This window comes from Bradyrhizobium sp. B117 (assembly GCF_038969555.1).
GTDB lineage: Bacteria > Pseudomonadota > Alphaproteobacteria > Rhizobiales > Xanthobacteraceae > Bradyrhizobium.
In genome coordinates this window covers 1,198,977-1,214,605 of record NZ_CP152414.1, presented here as the reverse complement: position 1 = coordinate 1,214,605, position 15,629 = coordinate 1,198,977, and the positions used below count along the sequence as shown (strand labels likewise).

Below are 15,629 nucleotides of genomic sequence, written 5' to 3'. Positions count from 1 at the left end.
TATGGCAAAATTCGATCTGAACGACAGCGGCGTTGTGGTGATCGTCGGCTCCGGTGCCGGCGGCGGCACGCTGGGCAACGAGCTCGCGCAGAAGGGCGTCAAGGTCGTCATCCTCGAGGCCGGCCCCCGCATCGAGAACCAGGACTTCGTCAACGACGAGTGGGAGAGTTTTTCCCAGCTCGCCTGGACCGATGCGCGCACCACGTCCGGCACTTGGCGCGTCGCCAAAGACTTCTCAGGCCTGCCCGCATGGATCGTCAAGGCGGTCGGCGGCTCCACGACACATTGGGCCGGCGCCTCGCTGCGCTTCGACGAGCACGAGTTCAAGGTGAAGAGCACCTATGGCAACATTCCCGGCGCCAATCTTCTGGACTGGCCGGTCACACTGGCCGAGATGGAGCCATGGTACGCCAAGGCCGAGAACAAGATGGGCGTGACCCGCACCAACGGCATTCCCGGACTTCCCGGCAACAATAACTTCAAGGTGCTGGAGGCTGGCGCCAAGAAGCTCGGCTACAAGACCGTGCACACCGGCAACATGGCCATCAACAGCCAGCCGCGCGACGGCCGCGGCTCCTGCCAGCAGATCGGCTTCTGCTTCCAGGGCTGCAAGTCCGGCGCAAAATGGTCGACGCTCTACACCGAGATTCCCAAGGGAGAGGCGACCGGCAACCTTGAAGTTCGCCCAAGCAGCATGGTGGTCAAGATCGAGCACGATGCCAGCGGCAAGGTCACCGGCGTCGTCTATGCCGATGAGAGCGGGGCGATGCAGCGTCAGAAAGCACGCATCGTCGCGGTCGCCGGCAATTCGATCGAGAGCCCGCGGCTCTTGCTCAACAGCGCCTCGACCATGTTCCCCGACGGGCTTGCCAACTCGTCGGGCCAGGTCGGCCGCAACTACATGCGGCACATGACCGGCAGCGTCTATGCCGTGTTCGAGAAGTCGGTGCACATGTATCGCGGCACCACCATGGCCGGGATCATCCGCGATGAATCCGTCAATGATCCGAAGCGTGGCTTCGTCGGCGGCTACGAGATGGAGACGTTGTCGATCGGCCTGCCCTTCATGGCAGCGTTCCTCAACCCCGGCGCCTGGGGTCGATCGTTCACGTCGGCGCTCGACGGCTATCCCAGGATGGCCGGCATGTGGCTGGTCGGCGAGGACATGCCACAGGAGACCAACCGCATCACGCTCGATCCCGTCGTCAAGGACAAGCATGGGCAGGCGGTTGCGAGCGTGCACTTCGACGACCACCCCAACGACGTCGCGATGCGCGCCCATGCCTACAAGCAGGGCGCCGCGGTCTATGATGCCGTCGGCGCCACCGTGACCTATCCGACCCCGCCCTATCCGAGCACGCACAATCTCGGCACCAACCGGATGAGCGAGAAGCCCAGAGATGGCGTGGTCAACAAGTTCGGGCAGAGCCACGACGTCAAGAACCTGTTCGTCTCGGACGGCAGCCAGTTCACCAGCGGCGCGGCCTGCAACCCGACGCTGACCATCGTCGCGCTGGCGATCCGGCAGGCGGACTACATTGCGGGCGCGATGCAGAAGAAGGAAATTTGAGGCCGGCACACCGCTCTCTCCCCGTCGTTGCGCGACGAAGCAATCCAGACTGCCTCAACGGAAAGGCTCTGGATTGCTTCGCTTTGCTCGCGATGACGGTGGAACTACTCTGCCGCGTCTAGGATTTGCGCCACCGTGGGCTTGAACGCCTGCACCGGCGCCATCGTCTTCGAGCGGTAGATCAAACACGAGCACCGCAGCAGCGAGGCGAAATTGTTGACCTCGCCGTGGTGGTCGAGAACCTCGTTGTAGAGCGTGGTCAGGAACTTGCCGAGGCTCATGCTCTCCTTGGCCGCGATCTCCTCCAGCGTGTCCCAGAATGCCATCTCGAGCCGGATCGAGGTGCAGTGCCCGCCGATCCTTAAAGAGCGGGTCTGGGATTCGTAGTCACGTTGGGGCTGGTGCGCGAAGAGATGGCACATGGCGTCCTCCCGTCCTGTTACCATTTTTTCACGATGCTACACCGCGGCCCGGCCCCCCACAATCAGGACGGTCGCTGGACGTCGCTTGATCCGGCTTGCGCGATTTTCTCGAACGCCCAATGTCTTCAATGTGATAGGCAGCCCTCTTCCCCAGCCCGCCACACGGCTGTTGCCCAACACATGCTTTTGACGCAACACGGCTTAAGATAGCGCCGTCAGCGAATCCAGATCGCAAGCCTAAGCCCAGAGCCCATGCCCGTCCGCCAATTGCCAGAACAGGTCGTCAACCGCATCGCCGCCGGCGAGGTGGTCGAGCGTCCGGCGAGCGTGGTCAAGGAACTGGTCGAGAACGCCATCGACGCCGGCGCGAGCCGGATCGACGTCTTCACCGATGGCGGCGGCCGCCGGCGAATCGGCATCACCGACGACGGCAGCGGCATGACCGCAAAAGACCTCGCGCTCGCGGTCGAGCGCCATGCCACGTCAAAACTCGACGACGAGGATCTGCTCCAGATCCGCACGCTCGGGTTCCGCGGCGAAGCGTTGCCCTCGATCGGTTCGGTGGCGCGGCTGTCCATCACCACGCGGCATGCCAGCGAGCCGCACGCCTGGGCGCTGACGGTCGAGGGCGGCGAGAAGTCCGAGATCATGCCGGCGGCACTGGCCCACGGCACCCGCGTCGAGGTCAACGATCTCTTCTATGCGACGCCGGCGCGGCTGAAGTTCTTGAAGACCGACCGCACCGAGGCGGAAGCGATCCGCGAGGTGGTGCGGCGACTTGCGATGGCACGGCCCGACGTCGCCTTCACACTGGCGGGCGAAGAGCGCGCGCCGGTGACCTGGGCCGCAGCGTTGCCGGGCGCAGCCGGCCGCCTGACGCGGCTCGGCGACATCCTGGGCGCGGAGTTCCGCAGCCATGCCTTCGAGGTCCACGCCGAGCGCGAGGGCGTCGTCGTTGCCGGCTATGCAGCGGCGCCCGCGCTGACCAAGGCCAACGCGCTCGGGCAATATCTCTTCGTCAATGGCCGCCCGGTCCGCGACAAGCTGATCCTCGGGGCGGTGCGCGGGGCCTATGCCGACTACCTGCCGCGCGACCGGCATCCGGTGCTGGCGCTGTTCGTCACGCTCGATCCGCGCGAGGTCGATGCCAACGTGCATCCGGCCAAGACCGAGGTGCGCTTCCGCAATGCCGGCCTCGTCCGCGCGCTGATCGTGCACGGACTGAAGGAAGGGCTCGCGCGCGAGGGCCGCCGCACCGCCGCCAACAGCGGCGAGAGCGCCTTGGCCTCGTTCCGGCCCGCCTTCGCGCCGCAGCGCCCGGCAGGCTGGGACTGGCGCGCCTCGCCATCCGCTCCGGTCGCGCCGATGCCGTCATTCGAAGGCTCCGCCGCGCCCGTCTTCGCGGAGCGCGCACAGGCTACGTTCGATGTCGGCGCCCCGAGCGCTGACATCAGGATCGAAACACAGCCGGTAGCGGACCTCGTCGATCGCCCGCTCGGCGCGGCGCGCACGCAGATCCACGAGACCTATATCGTCTCGCAGACCCGGGACGGCCTCATCATCGTCGACCAGCACGCCGCGCATGAGCGCATCGTCTATGAGCGGCTCAAGGCCTCGCTGGCCGCGAACGGCGTGCAGCGGCAGATCCTCCTGATCCCCGAGATCGTCGAGATGGACGAGGCCACGGTGGAGCGCCTGCTGGAGCGCAGCGAGGAGCTGGCCTCGTTTGGCCTCGCGATCGAATCCTTCGGCCCGGGCGCGGTCGCGGTCCGCGAGACGCCGTCACTGCTGGGCAAGACCAATGCCGGCGGGCTGCTGCGCGATCTCTCCGAGCACATGGCCGAATGGGACGAGGCGCTTCCTCTCGAACGCCGCCTGATGCACGTCGCCGCCACCATGGCCTGCCACGGTTCGGTCCGCGCCGGCCGTAGGCTGCGGCCCGAGGAGATGAACGCCCTGCTCCGCGAGATGGAGGAGACGCCGAACTCCGGCCAGTGCAATCACGGCCGGCCGACCTATGTCGAGTTGAAGCTCGCTGATGTCGAGAAGCTGTTCGGGAGAAGGTGACGGTGCCGTAATCGCGCTGCCGTAGGGTGGGCAAAGGCGCAGAGCGCCGTGCCCACGACCTCTGCATGATCGAGACAGGTGGTGGGCACGCTTCGCTCTGCCCACCCTACGGCAGCGGCGCTACGGCTTCTTCAAAAACACAAACTCCGTGTCGTCGTACGCCCGGCGCTCCAATTCCTCATACCCTTCCGGCGTCACGAACTGCGCGGCCTTGGCCTCTTCCACCACCAGCAGCGCGCCCGGCGTCAGCCAGCCGCCATCGCGCAGGGACACAAGCGCCTTCTCCGCAAAGCCCTTGCCATAGGGCGGATCGAGGAACACCAGCGAGAACGGCTCGACGGGATGGGCGGGGCCGAGATCGGTGGCATCGCGGCGATAGACTTTTGTCACGCCGCCGAGGCCCAGCGATTCCACATTGTTGCGCAGCAGCGCCCGCGCCTCCGCGCCGTTGTCGACGAACAGCGTGAACTTCGCGCCGCGTGACGACGCCTCGATGCCGAGCGCGCCGGTGCCGGCGAAGAGATCGAGCACGCGCGCATCCTCGATCGGATCGTCATAAGCGTGCACGAGGATGTTGAACACGGACTCGCGCAAGCGATCCGCGGTCGGGCGGATGTCGCGCGAGGACGGTGAGGCGAGATTGCGCCCCTTCAACCTTCCGCCGACGACGCGCAAGCTAGTCCTCCCGCGGCGTCAGGTCGCGCTTGCCGTGATAGCCGCGCTTGGGACGGCGCGGCGGGCCGTAGCCGTTCGCCTCCATCTCGTTGCGCTCGCGCGCCTCCTCGCTGCCGGTGCGCTGCACCAGCACGCGGCGGCCCTTGCGGTCGGCGATCACGGCGCGCTTCATCGGCTTCTTCGGCGCTTCGTCACCGCGACCGGCGGATTTCGCGGGCACGTCGAACTCGGCGCCCGACTTCTCGATCACCTTGTCGCCGAGCTGCTCGCGCAGCACGCGCGACTTGATCTCGTCGACCTGGCCTTCGGGAATCTCGCCGAGCTGGAAAGGGCCGTAGGACACCCGGATCAGCCGGTTCACCTCGAGCCCGAGATGGGCGCAGACGTTGCGCACCTCGCGGTTCTTGCCTTCGCGGATCGCGAACACCAGCCAGACATTGGCGCCCTGGTCGCGCTCCAGCGTCGCCTCGATCGGACCGTATTTGACGCCCTCGACCTCGATGCCGCTCTTGAGCTGATCGAGCTGCGCCTGCGTCACGTCGCCATGGGCGCGAACGCGGTAGCGGCGCAGCCAGCCGGTGTCCGGCAGCTCGAGCGTGCGCGCGAGCCCGCCGTCATTGGTGAGCAGCAACAGGCCTTCGGTGTTGAAGTCGAGCCGGCCGACGCTGATCAGCCGCGGCAGGCCTTCGGGCAGATTGTCGAACACGGTCGGACGCCCCTCGGGATCGTCATGTGTCGTCATCAGCCCGCGCGGCTTGTGATAGAGAAACAGTCGGGTGCGCTCGCGCGGCGGCAACGGCTTGCCGTCGACCAGGACGACGTCGTTCTGCGTGATGTCGAGCGCCGGCGAGTTGATGACACGGCCGTTGACGGTGACGCGACCCTGCGTGACCATTTCCTCGGCATCGCGGCGCGAGGCGAGGCCCGCACGGGCCAGCGCCTTGGCGATGCGCTCACCGGTCTTCTTCGGCTTCGGCGCCTCGTCGCGGCGCGGCCGCCCTTCGAAATCGCGGTCGCGCTCGCGATAGGCGCCGCGCCCGCCGAAGGCCGGACGCTTCTCGAAGATCCTGCTGTCGTCCTCGTTGTCGCGGCGCGGGCGATCACGGAAGCGGCCCTCGCTGCGCGGATGCTCCTGCCAGTCCATCCGGCCTTCAGGCCGCTGGCGCGGGCGATCGAATTTCGGGCGGTCACCACGTTCGCTGTCGCGGTCACGCGGCCGATCGAATTTCGGCCGATCGCGGAACGGACGATCACCTGACGCCCGATCATCGCGCGAGCGCGAGAAGCGCGGACGGTCCTCGCCGCCACGGCCGCCCTCGCGGCGATCATCGCGCTGACGCCAGGGCTTTTCCTCGCCGCGATCGCGGCCGCCGAAATCCTTGTCGAAGCTCTTGCGGGGGCGATCGCTGCGCGGACGATCCTCGCGCTTCTGCCACGGCTTTGAATCGCTCCGCTCGCCACGATCGCGCGAGAACTTTCGCTCGCCGTCGAACTTGCGCTCCGGACGCTCGCCGCGCGGCGCATACGGCCGCTTGTCGCCGAACTTCTTGTCGCCGAAGCGACCGGCTGGACGCGCATCATCGCGATCCCGGCTGCGCTGCGGACGGTCGTCGCGGCCATGGGAGGGGCGATCACCGCGCGGCTTGAAGGAGCGCTTCTCGCCATCGCGCGCTCCGCGATCAGAAAAGGGACGGTCCCCCCGCGGCTTGAAGCTGCGCTCGCCGCGGCCCTCGCCGCCGCGGTCGTCGCGTTTGAAGCGCGGGCGGTCGGAGAAATCGCGGCGCGGGGCATCGCCCTCCTCGCGGCGGCGGTACGGGCGGCTGTCGCGGTCGCCGCGGGGCGGACGGCTGTCGCGGTCGTCCCTACGCTCGCTTTTGCCCTCAAAGCCGCGCTTGGCGAACTTCTTCTCGGGACCGCGCGGCTTGCCGCTGCGGCCGCCTTTGGCCGGGCCTCGCCGGCCGCGGGAATCGTTGTCTTTGTCGCTGTCGCGAGGCATGAATAATCTCACTTAAGGGGGCGGCGCGGGAGCAGTGCGCGCGCTCGTTCCGAGCCGCATGCTCAGGCAAAACCGGTATTCACTCTTGCTGAAGGCGGAGCTACTAGCAGGTTTCTGGCGATGATACGAGGCATGAAAGCCCCTTCTTTCATGGATTTGGCGCTCAGGACGGCCGAAAACGCCGGAAAATCGGGCGAGGTTCCGATCGGATGCGTGGTGGTCCGCAATTACGAGGTCATCGCCACCGCCGCCAACCGGACGCTGACCGACCATGACCCCACCGGCCATGCCGAGATCATCGCGCTGCGCGAGGCGGCCAGGAAGATCGGCAGCGAGCGTCTCGTCGACTGCGACCTCTACGTGACGCTGGAGCCCTGCACCATGTGTGCGGGCGCGATCTCCTTTGCAAGGGTCCGCCGGCTCTATTACGGCGCCGCCGACCCCAAGGGCGGCGCGGTCGAGTCTGGCGTGCGGTTCTTTGCCTCGCCGACCTGCCACCACGCGCCGGATGTCTATTCCGGCGTCGGCGAGAGCGAGGCGGCGCGGCTGCTCAAGGAGTTCTTTCGGGAGCGGCGCTAAGGCGCGAGGAAGAACTCGCGCAGCGCCTTCGCGGTCACGTCAGGGTTCTCCTCGGTGAGGAAGTGCCCCGAATCCACCGGCATGCCGTCCACGTTGGTCGCCCATTGCTTCCAGGTGTCGAGCGGCGTCGCGGCGGCCTGCGCGATGCCGGCATTGCCCCACAGCGCGAGCATCGGCACGGTGATCTTCTTGCCGGCCTCGAAATCGGCCTTGTCGAGGTCGTAGTCGAAATAGGCGCCGGCACGGTAGTCCTCACACATCGCGTGCACGCGGGCGGGGTCGCGGAACGGGGCGAGGTAGTGCTCGAGCGCGCGCTTGTCGATCGCATCCAGCGTCTTGGACTTGGTCTGGCTCGCCATCTTGAAGCGCAGGAAGAACTCGCCATTGCCAGATATCAGCGTCTCCGGCAGCGGCGCGGGCTGGGCCAGAAAAGTCCAGTGATAGATCTTCAGGGCATAAGCGCGGTTCATCCGCTCCCAGTAATTATAGGTCGGCAGGATATCGAGCACCGCGAGCTTCGACAGCCGGCCGGGATGATCGAGCGCCAAGCGATACGAGACGCGGCCGCCGCGGTCGTGGCCGGCGAGCGCGAAGTGCACGTGGCCGAGCCGCTCCATCGCCTCGACCATGGCCTTCGCCATCGCGCGCTTGCTGTAGGGGATGTGCAGCGCATCGCTCTCGGGCATGTCGGACCAGCCATAGCCGGGCAGGTCGGCGATGATCAGCGTGAACCTGTCGGCAAGCTCAGGCGCCACGCGGTGCCACATCACATGCGTCTCGGAGAAGCCGTGCAATAGCAGCAGCGGCGGCCCCTTGCCGCCGACACGGGCAAAGATGCGGCCGAAGGAGGTGTTGATCCATTCCGAGGCGAAGCCGGGATAGAGGTCGGCGAGATCGGACATCTTTCTGCATCCTTGTCTGGTCAGTCGCGGGGCGCCTCGACATGAAAGTCGAAAACAACCCCATGCACAGTAGCTAAGTTCAAGGCCTGCCTGTGCATTTTTGGAGTGCCGACGGGCGCGGACATAAATCGCGCACCGGGGGCGGCAAAAAGCCTTCAGCCCTTGGCCTTCTCCGCTTCCACCGCCTGCCAGCCGATGTCGCGGCGGCAGAAGCCGTCCGGCCAGTTGATCCGGTCGACAGCCTGATAGGCGCGGCTCTGCGCCTCCGTCACGGTCTTGCCGAGCGCGCAGACATTGAGCACGCGGCCGCCATTGGCGAGGATCGCACCGTCCTTCTCGACCGTGCCGGCGTGGAAGATCTCGACGGTATCGACCTTGGCGGCGTCATCGAGCCCCTCGATGCGCGTGCCCTTCTGGTAATCGCCGGGATAGCCCTTCGCCGCCATCACCACGGTCAGCGCGGATTCCGGATGCCAGCGCAGGTCGAAATGCTTGAGCTCCCCGTCGCAGGCGGCGAGGAACGCCGGCACGATGTCCGACATCATGCGCAGCATCAGCACCTGGCACTCGGGATCGCCGAAGCGGACGTTGAACTCGAACAGCTTTGGCCCCTGCGTCGTCAGCATGATGCCGGCGTAGAGAATGCCGCGGAACGGCGTGCCGCGCTGCTTCATGCCAGCGACCGTCGGCAGGATGATCTTCGCCATGATCGCATCGTGGATCGCGGGCGTCACCAGCGGCGTCGGCGAATAGGCACCCATGCCGCCGGTGTTCGGGCCGACATCATGGTCGAACACGCGCTTGTGGTCCTGCGCCGAGGCGAGCGGGATGGCGGTCTCGCCGTCGCAGAGCGCGAAGAAGCTGATCTCGCGGCCGGGCAGGAATTCCTCGATCACGACCTCGGCCCCCGCCTCGCCAAAGGCGCCCTCGAACATCATGGCGATGGCGTCCTCGGCCTCGCGCACGGTCTTGGCGACGACGACGCCCTTGCCGGCGGCAAGGCCGTCGGCCTTGACGACGATCGGCGCACCCTGGCTGTTGACGTAGTCGCGCGCATCCTCAGGCTTGGTGAAGCGCTTGTAGGCGCCGGTCGGAATGCCGAATTCGGTGCAGAGCGCCTTGGTGAACCCCTTGGAGCTTTCGAGCTGCGCGGCCGCGCCGCTCGGCCCGAATGCCTTGATGCCGGCGGCCGAGAGATCATCGACGATGCCGGCGGCGAGCGGCGTCTCCGGGCCGACCACAACGAGCTCGACCGCATTCTTCTTGCAGAACTCGATCACCGCGGCATGGTCGGCGATGTCGAGCGCAACGCACTCCGCCTCGCGCGCCATGCCGGCATTGCCGGGCGCGCACCAGAATTTGGTCACGAGGGGAGAGGCTGCGATCTTCCACGCCAGGGCATGTTCGCGGCCGCCGGAACCGAGCAGGAGAATGTGCATCGAAGGCCCAGAAAAAGGGGTTTTACTGGGGCGGAGGTCGCACGAATCGCGGCGGGTCTCAAGGGGGCTGGCCCCGCACTCCCCGTCATTCCAGCGCACGTCGCTGAGGCGCGAGCCCGAAATTCATGGGGACGATCCCCAATATGCGTCTGCGAGGGCGACCAACCTCGTCATCCATCCCAATCAGCAGGACGGCGACTACGAATTCCGGCTGAAAGGCGCCGAGGTGATCTTCGATCCAGCTCAGGAGTAGTTCCCCTCCCAACGCGCACTAAGTACCAGGTATTGCCGCCGCGGTATTGACCGGCTCGCCGAGGTGTAGGACAGCTGCCTTACGCGTGTTAGTAGAGCCTGCCCCCAGCTCTCACGAGACGGCTTAACCGATATGTACTCGCCGAAGTTTCCTCTAAAGATAGCCGATCTCCGCAAAGTAATCGGCGCAACGCAGCTAAAGATAGTTTGGAAGGCGCAGGTCCGGGACGCAATGCGGAAGCAACCAATTCCCGATCCGCTCGAAAATCTCGACTTTCACGTCCGACTAGATGCAAACTGCGCGGCAATAGAAGCTGAAATTTGTTCGGCCTCATACGCTCCGCGTCAGCCTTTGCGTTTCTTAGCTGAGAAGTCGAAGGGGCTTTGTCGGCAGCTTGTTGTGCCGACTGCGAAGGACGCCTTGGTTCTTCAGGCTTTATCAAACGCTATCTGGAACGAAGTCAAGCTGCAGGCGCCAAGCAAGAAGTCCTTCTATGCACCAGCCGACCACAGCTTCTCGAAAATCATCAAGGGGCAAACCGCAGAATACGGCTCACTATCAGCGTGGCTAGCTTTTCAGCAGACGATTTTTGGTTTCACCGAGACCAAGAAATTTTTGGTAGTTACTGACATAGCAAACTACTACGACTTCATCTCGTACGAGCATCTAAGGAACGTACTGGCGAGCCTTTCGGTGGTGAAAGAGCATGCGCTCGATTTGCTGATTTACACTCTCTCGAGCATGCTTTGGCAACCGGACTATATGCCACGCGTTCCTATTGGTTTGCCCCAGATGAACCTTGATGCTCCGCGTCTGTTAGCGCACTGTTTTCTGTTTGAAGTTGATAAGCTGCTAGAAAGCATTCCGAATGCGGACTTCGCAAGATTTATGGATGATATTGATATCGGAGTAGACACGATCTCAGAGGCCCGTGAGATCATAAGAAATCTGGACCTCGCGCTACAAACTCGTCAGCTTCGATTGAACTCGGGCAAGACCAGAATTTTGACGGAGATTGAAGCGCGTAAACACTTCAAGATCAGAGAAAATGAGTGGTTAAGCGCCTTATCTGACCGTATTGCAGCCAAAAGAAAGACGAAGAGTTCGATATTCAACGAGCGCCGAAAGATTGAGATCGGTATTCGAGTTGGCCTAAAGCGCGGCGCTTTCTCGTCGGGCAACGGGGACAAGGTGCTTAAGCGCCTTCTCAACTTGGCTCGCGACACATCGGCCCAAATCTCCGACGAAGATTTTTCGCTCATTCTGGCGAACTGGCCGTCGTTGAGACATGCACTACTACAGTGGTGGCAGGCACATACATCTCCTGCTCTCAAGCTCAACTTGCTTACCCAAATCCTTCAAGATGGCCATCTTGTAGATGACGCGTCCCTTGTCGAAATCGCCAGTGCCATTGTGGCGGCACGTTTGCCAGACAATAGTTGGGTACGTGGACACATCAAACAAACGCTAAGTGGTCTCGGTTCTTCGTCTATATGGAGCTTGTACGCCCAAATCTGGGTTGCTTCGAAGTACTCATCGAACGATGAACTCATGGCAATTATTGAGACAAAGGCCTCCATGTGGGGAAGCAACGAGCATCTCACCCGGTTAGTCGCTGGAATGTTTTCCAGATTTGTTGGCTGTCCGCTTCAACCAAAGTTTGAGGCAATACTTCGCAAGGCAGGCGGCTTTGCTGCCTCAAGTGTAACGCAGTTTCACCACGAGCTTGCTAATACCGTTGCCGGCTTCACGGCCATCAGAAAATTCATCGTTGCTCACAACACTTCACTTCCAAATCGCATTTCGCACGCAAAATTTTTGATGCTCCTCTCGCTCCTTCGGAACGCGGGCATTGCGCCGGTGGCAGTAACCCAATTGAAAACCATCCACGCAGTCGCTCTAACGGACCCATTTTACGCTCACCTTGCACCGTAAGCAGTCCTGCCAATGGGCTACACTTGCTTCCCCGCGATGATCTCCTGCAAGGTCGCGACATGGCGCGCGAAGGCGCCGCGACCGGCGGCGGTGGCGGTGACGGTGGTTTGCGGCTTCTTGCCGACGAAGGCCTTGTCGACCGAGACGTAGCCGGCCTTGGCCAGGGTCTCGATATGGGCGCCGAGATTGCCGTCGGTGGCGCCGGTGAGCTTCTTCAGCCGCGCGAATTCCAGCCCTGCCGTCGCAGGCAGGGCGTTCAAAGCCGCCATGATCTTCAATCGCAGCGGCTGATGGATGATGTCGTCGAGCTCGGCCATCCGCTAGATCCGCCGCATCCAGAGCCCGCCGAGGATCAGGCCGCCACCATTGACGAAGGCCATCCACAGCGGAAATGCCTCGCCGATGTAGAAGAAACCGATCAGCGTCAGCGCGGCGATGCAAAGACCGATCGCCACGAAGGCAGAGCCGAACCAGAGACCGGCCAGCGTATAGAACAGCATGAAATAGAGCGGCCAGAACGCACCGAGCTGGCGCGGGCCGAAATGGCCGATCACGCTGGTGCAGAGATAGCCGAAGGCGAAGAACAGCACGAACACCAGCACCAGCCTGACGTCGAAAGCTCCGCCATGGGGATGATGCGGCGGATTGAGCAGGCGGAGCGCAACGAGGCCGCCGACGCCCAGGACGTCCACCGCGACCCAGGCGTAGGCGGCGTAGACCGGCCAGAGCCAGGTCACGAGATTGCCCGCGAACACCAGCACGCCCCACCAGACCGCCGCGAGGCTTGCCAGCTCGTAGAGCTGCGATTGCTTCACGCGCTGGACGATGTCGTCGATGTCGGCCAGCGCTGCGGACGCTTCCTTGCTGTCGATCATGACTGCCCTGCCCCGCGCGTTGCGACGTCGTCGGCGATGACCGAGATCGCCTTCGAATTGGTGACGATACCCATGTGGTTGATGCCGTCGAGCACCTTGACGTCAACCGACGGTTTGATCGCCTGCACGGTCTCCGCATATTTGTCGGAGATCATCATCTCGTCCTCCGCGCCACCGAAGATCGTGATCGGGTGTGTCGCAGCGGGTAGATCGACGCGATAGCCGCGCGTGGCGAAATTGCGCATCAGGCGGTCGGAATAGGTGGAAACGAGGATCTTCTCGAAGTCCGGCCGTACCGCAAAGGCCAGCACCGACAGCTGCGAGCAGCAGTCGATACCGAGCTTGCGCAAGGCGGCGAGACCCAGGACGCGCGGCACGTCGGCATTGGCCCAGCCGCCGGAATGCGGCTTGTTGGTCGGCGCGTCGTAGCCGAGATAGGGCGCGAGCAGCACGGTGCGCACGAACATGTCCTGCATGATCGGAGTGGCGGCAACGCGCAGCGAGAAACCGCCACCCGCGGAGTGGCCGACCAGGGTGAGCGGCAGATCCGGCGCGCTCTTGCGGACATGCGCGACGAAATCGACGAGGTCGTCCTCGAGCTGGCCGACATAGCCGATATCGCCGCGCGTGCCGGAGCCGCCGTGCCCGCGGATGTCGAGCGCCCAGGTCTCCACCCCGCGCGCCGCGATGGCATGGGTCAGCGCGTGGTTGACGGTGCCGCTGGAGCCGGACGAGCCGTGGATGAAGATCGCGCCGCGATCGGTCGCAGGGCCGTTCGGCGCGTAGTGGCGAAAGCCGATCCAGGTGCCGTCGCGGGCCTGAAAGCGCTCGAGCGGAGGCAGCGTGGACCAGTCGATCCCCTTGCTGGAGTCGGAGACCGACCGCAGTTCGGGAGGCCGCGCCAGCGGCGTTGCGATCATGGCGGCGAGGATCAGCGTCACGCCGCCGACCGCGCAGAGAACCCATTTCAGCCCGTTCAAAACGCCTCGCAGCAACCGGATCGCCATGGCTCACCTCCTTAAATTCATCAACAATAGAGAACTCTATATTACAGAGTACTCTTTCGATCAATCCCCGGATTGGCACTGCGCGGCGAAAATCCTTAACGTCGGGTCTGACCCCAAAATGCCGAATCGATTGCCGATGCCGCCTGCGGAACAACTTCACAACGCGCCCGAATTCACCGTCTCCGAGCTCTCACAGTCCCTGAAGCGGACGGTGGAGGACACCTATGGCCATGTCCGGGTCCGCGGCGAGATCTCCGGTTTTCGCGGCGCGCACTCCTCCGGCCATTGCTATTTCGCGCTCAAGGACGAGAGCGCCAAGATCGAGGCGGTGATCTGGAAGGGCGTGCACGGCCGCATGCGCTTCAAGCCCCAGGAGGGGCTCGAGGTCATCGCGACAGGCAAGCTCACGACCTATCCGGGCTCCTCGAAATACCAGATCGTGATCGAGGCGCTGGAGCCGGCCGGCATCGGCGCGCTGATGGCGCTGATGGAGGAGCGCAAGAAGAAGCTCGCCGCCGAGGGCCTGTTCGACGAGGCGCGAAAACAGCTCTTGCCCTGGCTGCCAGAGGTGATCGGCGTCGTGACCTCGCCGACCGGCGCCGTGATCCGCGACATCCTGCATCGGCTCGAGGACCGCTTCCCCCGCCGCGTGCTGGTGTGGCCGGTCAAGGTGCAGGGCGAAGGCTCGGCCGAGCAGGTCGCGGCCGCGATCCGCGGCTTCAATGCGCTCCCCGAGGGTGGCAGGATCCCGCGCCCCGACGTGTTGATCGTGGCGCGCGGCGGCGGCTCGCTGGAGGACCTCTGGTCGTTCAACGAGGAGATCGTGGTGCGCGCGGCGGCCGAGAGCATGATCCCGCTGATCTCCGCGGTCGGCCACGAGACCGACATCACGCTGATCGATTTCGTCGCCGACAAGCGCGCGCCGACGCCGACGGCGGCGGCCGAGATGGCCGTGCCGGTGCGCAGCGAGTTGTTCGTCGAGGTCGCCGATCTCGGTCGCCGCACCCGCGCCTATTGGCAGCGCGCCCAGGAGAGCCGTCGCAGCGAATTGCGTGCCGCCGCGCGTGCGCTGCCGGCCGCAGGTGATCTCCTGGCGATCCCACGGCAGCGGCTGGATTCGGCAGGCGCGTCCCTGCCCCGCTGTCTCAAGGCCAACACGCATGCGCATTTCCGCAGGTTTACCGCAGCAAGTTCCAAATTGACGCTGCGCGTCCTGCACGGCCAGATCTCGCAGGCCGATCACCGCCTCACCGTGTGCGGCGAGCGCCTCGGCCTGTCCGCACGCTCGCTGCTGCGGCAGCGGCGCGACCGCTTTGCCGGGCTCGAGGTGCGCCTGCGCGCTTCAAAGCTGTCGAATGCACAGGCGCAGCGCAACGCGATTGCGCGCCAGCGCGAGCGCACGCATCGCCTCGCCGAGCGCGCACAGCGCGCGCTGGCAACGCTGCTGCACCGGCTCGATACCCGCGTCGAGAACAGCGGCAAGCTGCTCTCGGCCCTGTCCTATCGCGGCGTGCTCGCGCGCGGCTTTGCGCTGGTGCGCGATGAGGCCGGCCATCCCGTGCATGCGGCTGATTCGATCGGTCCCGGCGCACGTGTCGAGATCGAGTTTGCGGACGGCCGCGTCGGCGCGACCGCGGATGCGGATCGCACCGTCCCGACGGCAAAGCGCGCGCCGTCGCAAGCAAAGCCGGCCGCGCAGGACACTAAGCCCGCGCCGAAGCGCGTCGGCAAGCCGGTGGATCAGGGCAGCTTGTTCTGAGGTGCGAGGGGCGGCTTTGAGGTGGCTTGGCGAGCGCTCTCATCCTCGTCATTGCGAGGAGCCCTTGCGACGAAGCAATCCAGAATCGTTCCGCGGAGGGACTCTGGATTGCTTCGCTACGCTCGCAATGACGATGTGGAGGCAGTGCGT

Annotated in this window: 14 protein-coding genes; 6 read left to right on the top strand and 8 right to left on the bottom strand. The window is 64.7% G+C overall.

Annotation, left to right across the window (positions count from 1 at the left end):
- Position 1 precedes the first annotated feature (1 nt).
- Entirely contained in the window at positions 2-1,570 is a 1,569-nt protein-coding gene (locus AAFG16_RS05865) for a GMC family oxidoreductase (RefSeq protein WP_283083929.1), read from the top strand.
- A 104-nt stretch (positions 1,571-1,674) separates the two neighbouring features.
- Here AAFG16_RS05865 and AAFG16_RS05860 read toward each other — a convergent pair whose 3' ends face one another.
- The gene (locus tag AAFG16_RS05860) at positions 1,675-1,992 is read right to left on the bottom strand and encodes a ribbon-helix-helix domain-containing protein (RefSeq protein WP_283083928.1); all 318 of its coding nucleotides are present in this window, start codon (positions 1,990-1,992) and stop codon (positions 1,675-1,677) included.
- Between the two features lie 252 nt (positions 1,993-2,244).
- Here AAFG16_RS05860 and mutL point away from each other — a divergent pair, with 252 nt between their 5' ends.
- Complete coding sequence (gene mutL / locus AAFG16_RS05855) at positions 2,245-4,059, top strand: DNA mismatch repair endonuclease MutL (protein WP_283083927.1); 1,815 nt, start codon at positions 2,245-2,247, stop codon at positions 4,057-4,059.
- 120 nt (positions 4,060-4,179) lie between these two features.
- On the opposite strand, the gene rsmD is transcribed toward mutL, so the two are convergent.
- Both rsmD and AAFG16_RS05845 read right to left on the bottom strand, forming a co-directional pair.
- Positions 4,180-4,734, bottom strand: coding sequence for a 16S rRNA (guanine(966)-N(2))-methyltransferase RsmD (gene rsmD / locus AAFG16_RS05850; RefSeq protein ID WP_283083926.1), 555 nt, complete (start codon positions 4,732-4,734; stop codon positions 4,180-4,182).
- Position 4,735: 1 nt separating this feature from the next.
- The gene (locus tag AAFG16_RS05845; RefSeq protein ID WP_283083925.1) at positions 4,736-6,730 is read right to left on the bottom strand and encodes a pseudouridine synthase; all 1,995 of its coding nucleotides are present in this window, start codon (positions 6,728-6,730) and stop codon (positions 4,736-4,738) included.
- Between the two features lie 120 nt (positions 6,731-6,850).
- Between AAFG16_RS05845 and AAFG16_RS05840 the strand changes: the two genes are divergently transcribed.
- The gene (locus AAFG16_RS05840) at positions 6,851-7,309 is read left to right on the top strand and encodes a nucleoside deaminase (RefSeq protein WP_283083924.1); all 459 of its coding nucleotides are present in this window, start codon (positions 6,851-6,853) and stop codon (positions 7,307-7,309) included.
- Here AAFG16_RS05840 and AAFG16_RS05835 read toward each other — a convergent pair.
- Both AAFG16_RS05835 and purD read right to left on the bottom strand, forming a co-directional pair.
- Positions 7,306-8,211 carry an alpha/beta hydrolase gene (locus tag AAFG16_RS05835; RefSeq protein WP_342737983.1) on the bottom strand — a complete coding sequence of 302 codons (906 nt, stop codon included), beginning with the start codon at positions 8,209-8,211 and terminating at the stop codon, positions 7,306-7,308. The genes AAFG16_RS05840 and AAFG16_RS05835 overlap by 4 nt on opposite strands.
- Before the next feature lie 155 nt (positions 8,212-8,366).
- Positions 8,367-9,650 carry a phosphoribosylamine--glycine ligase gene (purD, locus tag AAFG16_RS05830; RefSeq protein ID WP_283083922.1) on the bottom strand — a complete coding sequence of 428 codons (1,284 nt, stop codon included), beginning with the start codon at positions 9,648-9,650 and terminating at the stop codon, positions 8,367-8,369.
- On the opposite strand from purD, the gene AAFG16_RS05825 reads away from it, so the two are divergent.
- A complete protein-coding gene (locus tag AAFG16_RS05825) occupies positions 9,643-9,903 on the top strand; it encodes a hypothetical protein (protein WP_342737981.1) in 261 nt (86 codons plus the stop codon). The genes purD and AAFG16_RS05825 overlap by 8 nt on opposite strands.
- 132 nt (positions 9,904-10,035) lie before the next feature.
- Complete coding sequence (locus tag AAFG16_RS05820; protein ID WP_342737979.1) at positions 10,036-11,838, top strand: RNA-directed DNA polymerase; 1,803 nt, start codon at positions 10,036-10,038, stop codon at positions 11,836-11,838.
- A 17-nt stretch (positions 11,839-11,855) separates the two neighbouring features.
- Here AAFG16_RS05820 and AAFG16_RS05815 read toward each other — a convergent pair whose 3' ends face one another.
- From AAFG16_RS05815 to AAFG16_RS05805, 3 genes are read right to left on the bottom strand one after another with little or no spacing between them, the layout of a single operon-like run.
- Positions 11,856-12,155: a transcriptional regulator gene (locus tag AAFG16_RS05815; protein ID WP_211414241.1), complete on the bottom strand. Its 300-nt coding sequence runs from the start codon at positions 12,153-12,155 to the stop codon at positions 11,856-11,858.
- Positions 12,156-12,158: 3 nt separating this feature from the next.
- Positions 12,159-12,713 (bottom strand): hypothetical protein, encoded by a 555-nt coding sequence (locus tag AAFG16_RS05810; protein WP_342737975.1) that lies wholly within the window; start codon positions 12,711-12,713, stop codon positions 12,159-12,161.
- Entirely contained in the window at positions 12,710-13,720 is a 1,011-nt protein-coding gene (locus AAFG16_RS05805; RefSeq protein WP_342737973.1) for an alpha/beta hydrolase, read from the bottom strand. The genes AAFG16_RS05810 and AAFG16_RS05805 overlap by 4 nt, the downstream gene beginning before the upstream one ends.
- Before the next feature lie 136 nt (positions 13,721-13,856).
- Between AAFG16_RS05805 and xseA the strand changes: the two genes are divergently transcribed.
- Positions 13,857-15,479: an exodeoxyribonuclease VII large subunit gene (gene xseA / locus AAFG16_RS05800; protein ID WP_342740855.1), complete on the top strand. Its 1,623-nt coding sequence runs from the start codon at positions 13,857-13,859 to the stop codon at positions 15,477-15,479.
- Positions 15,480-15,629 lie beyond the last annotated feature (150 nt).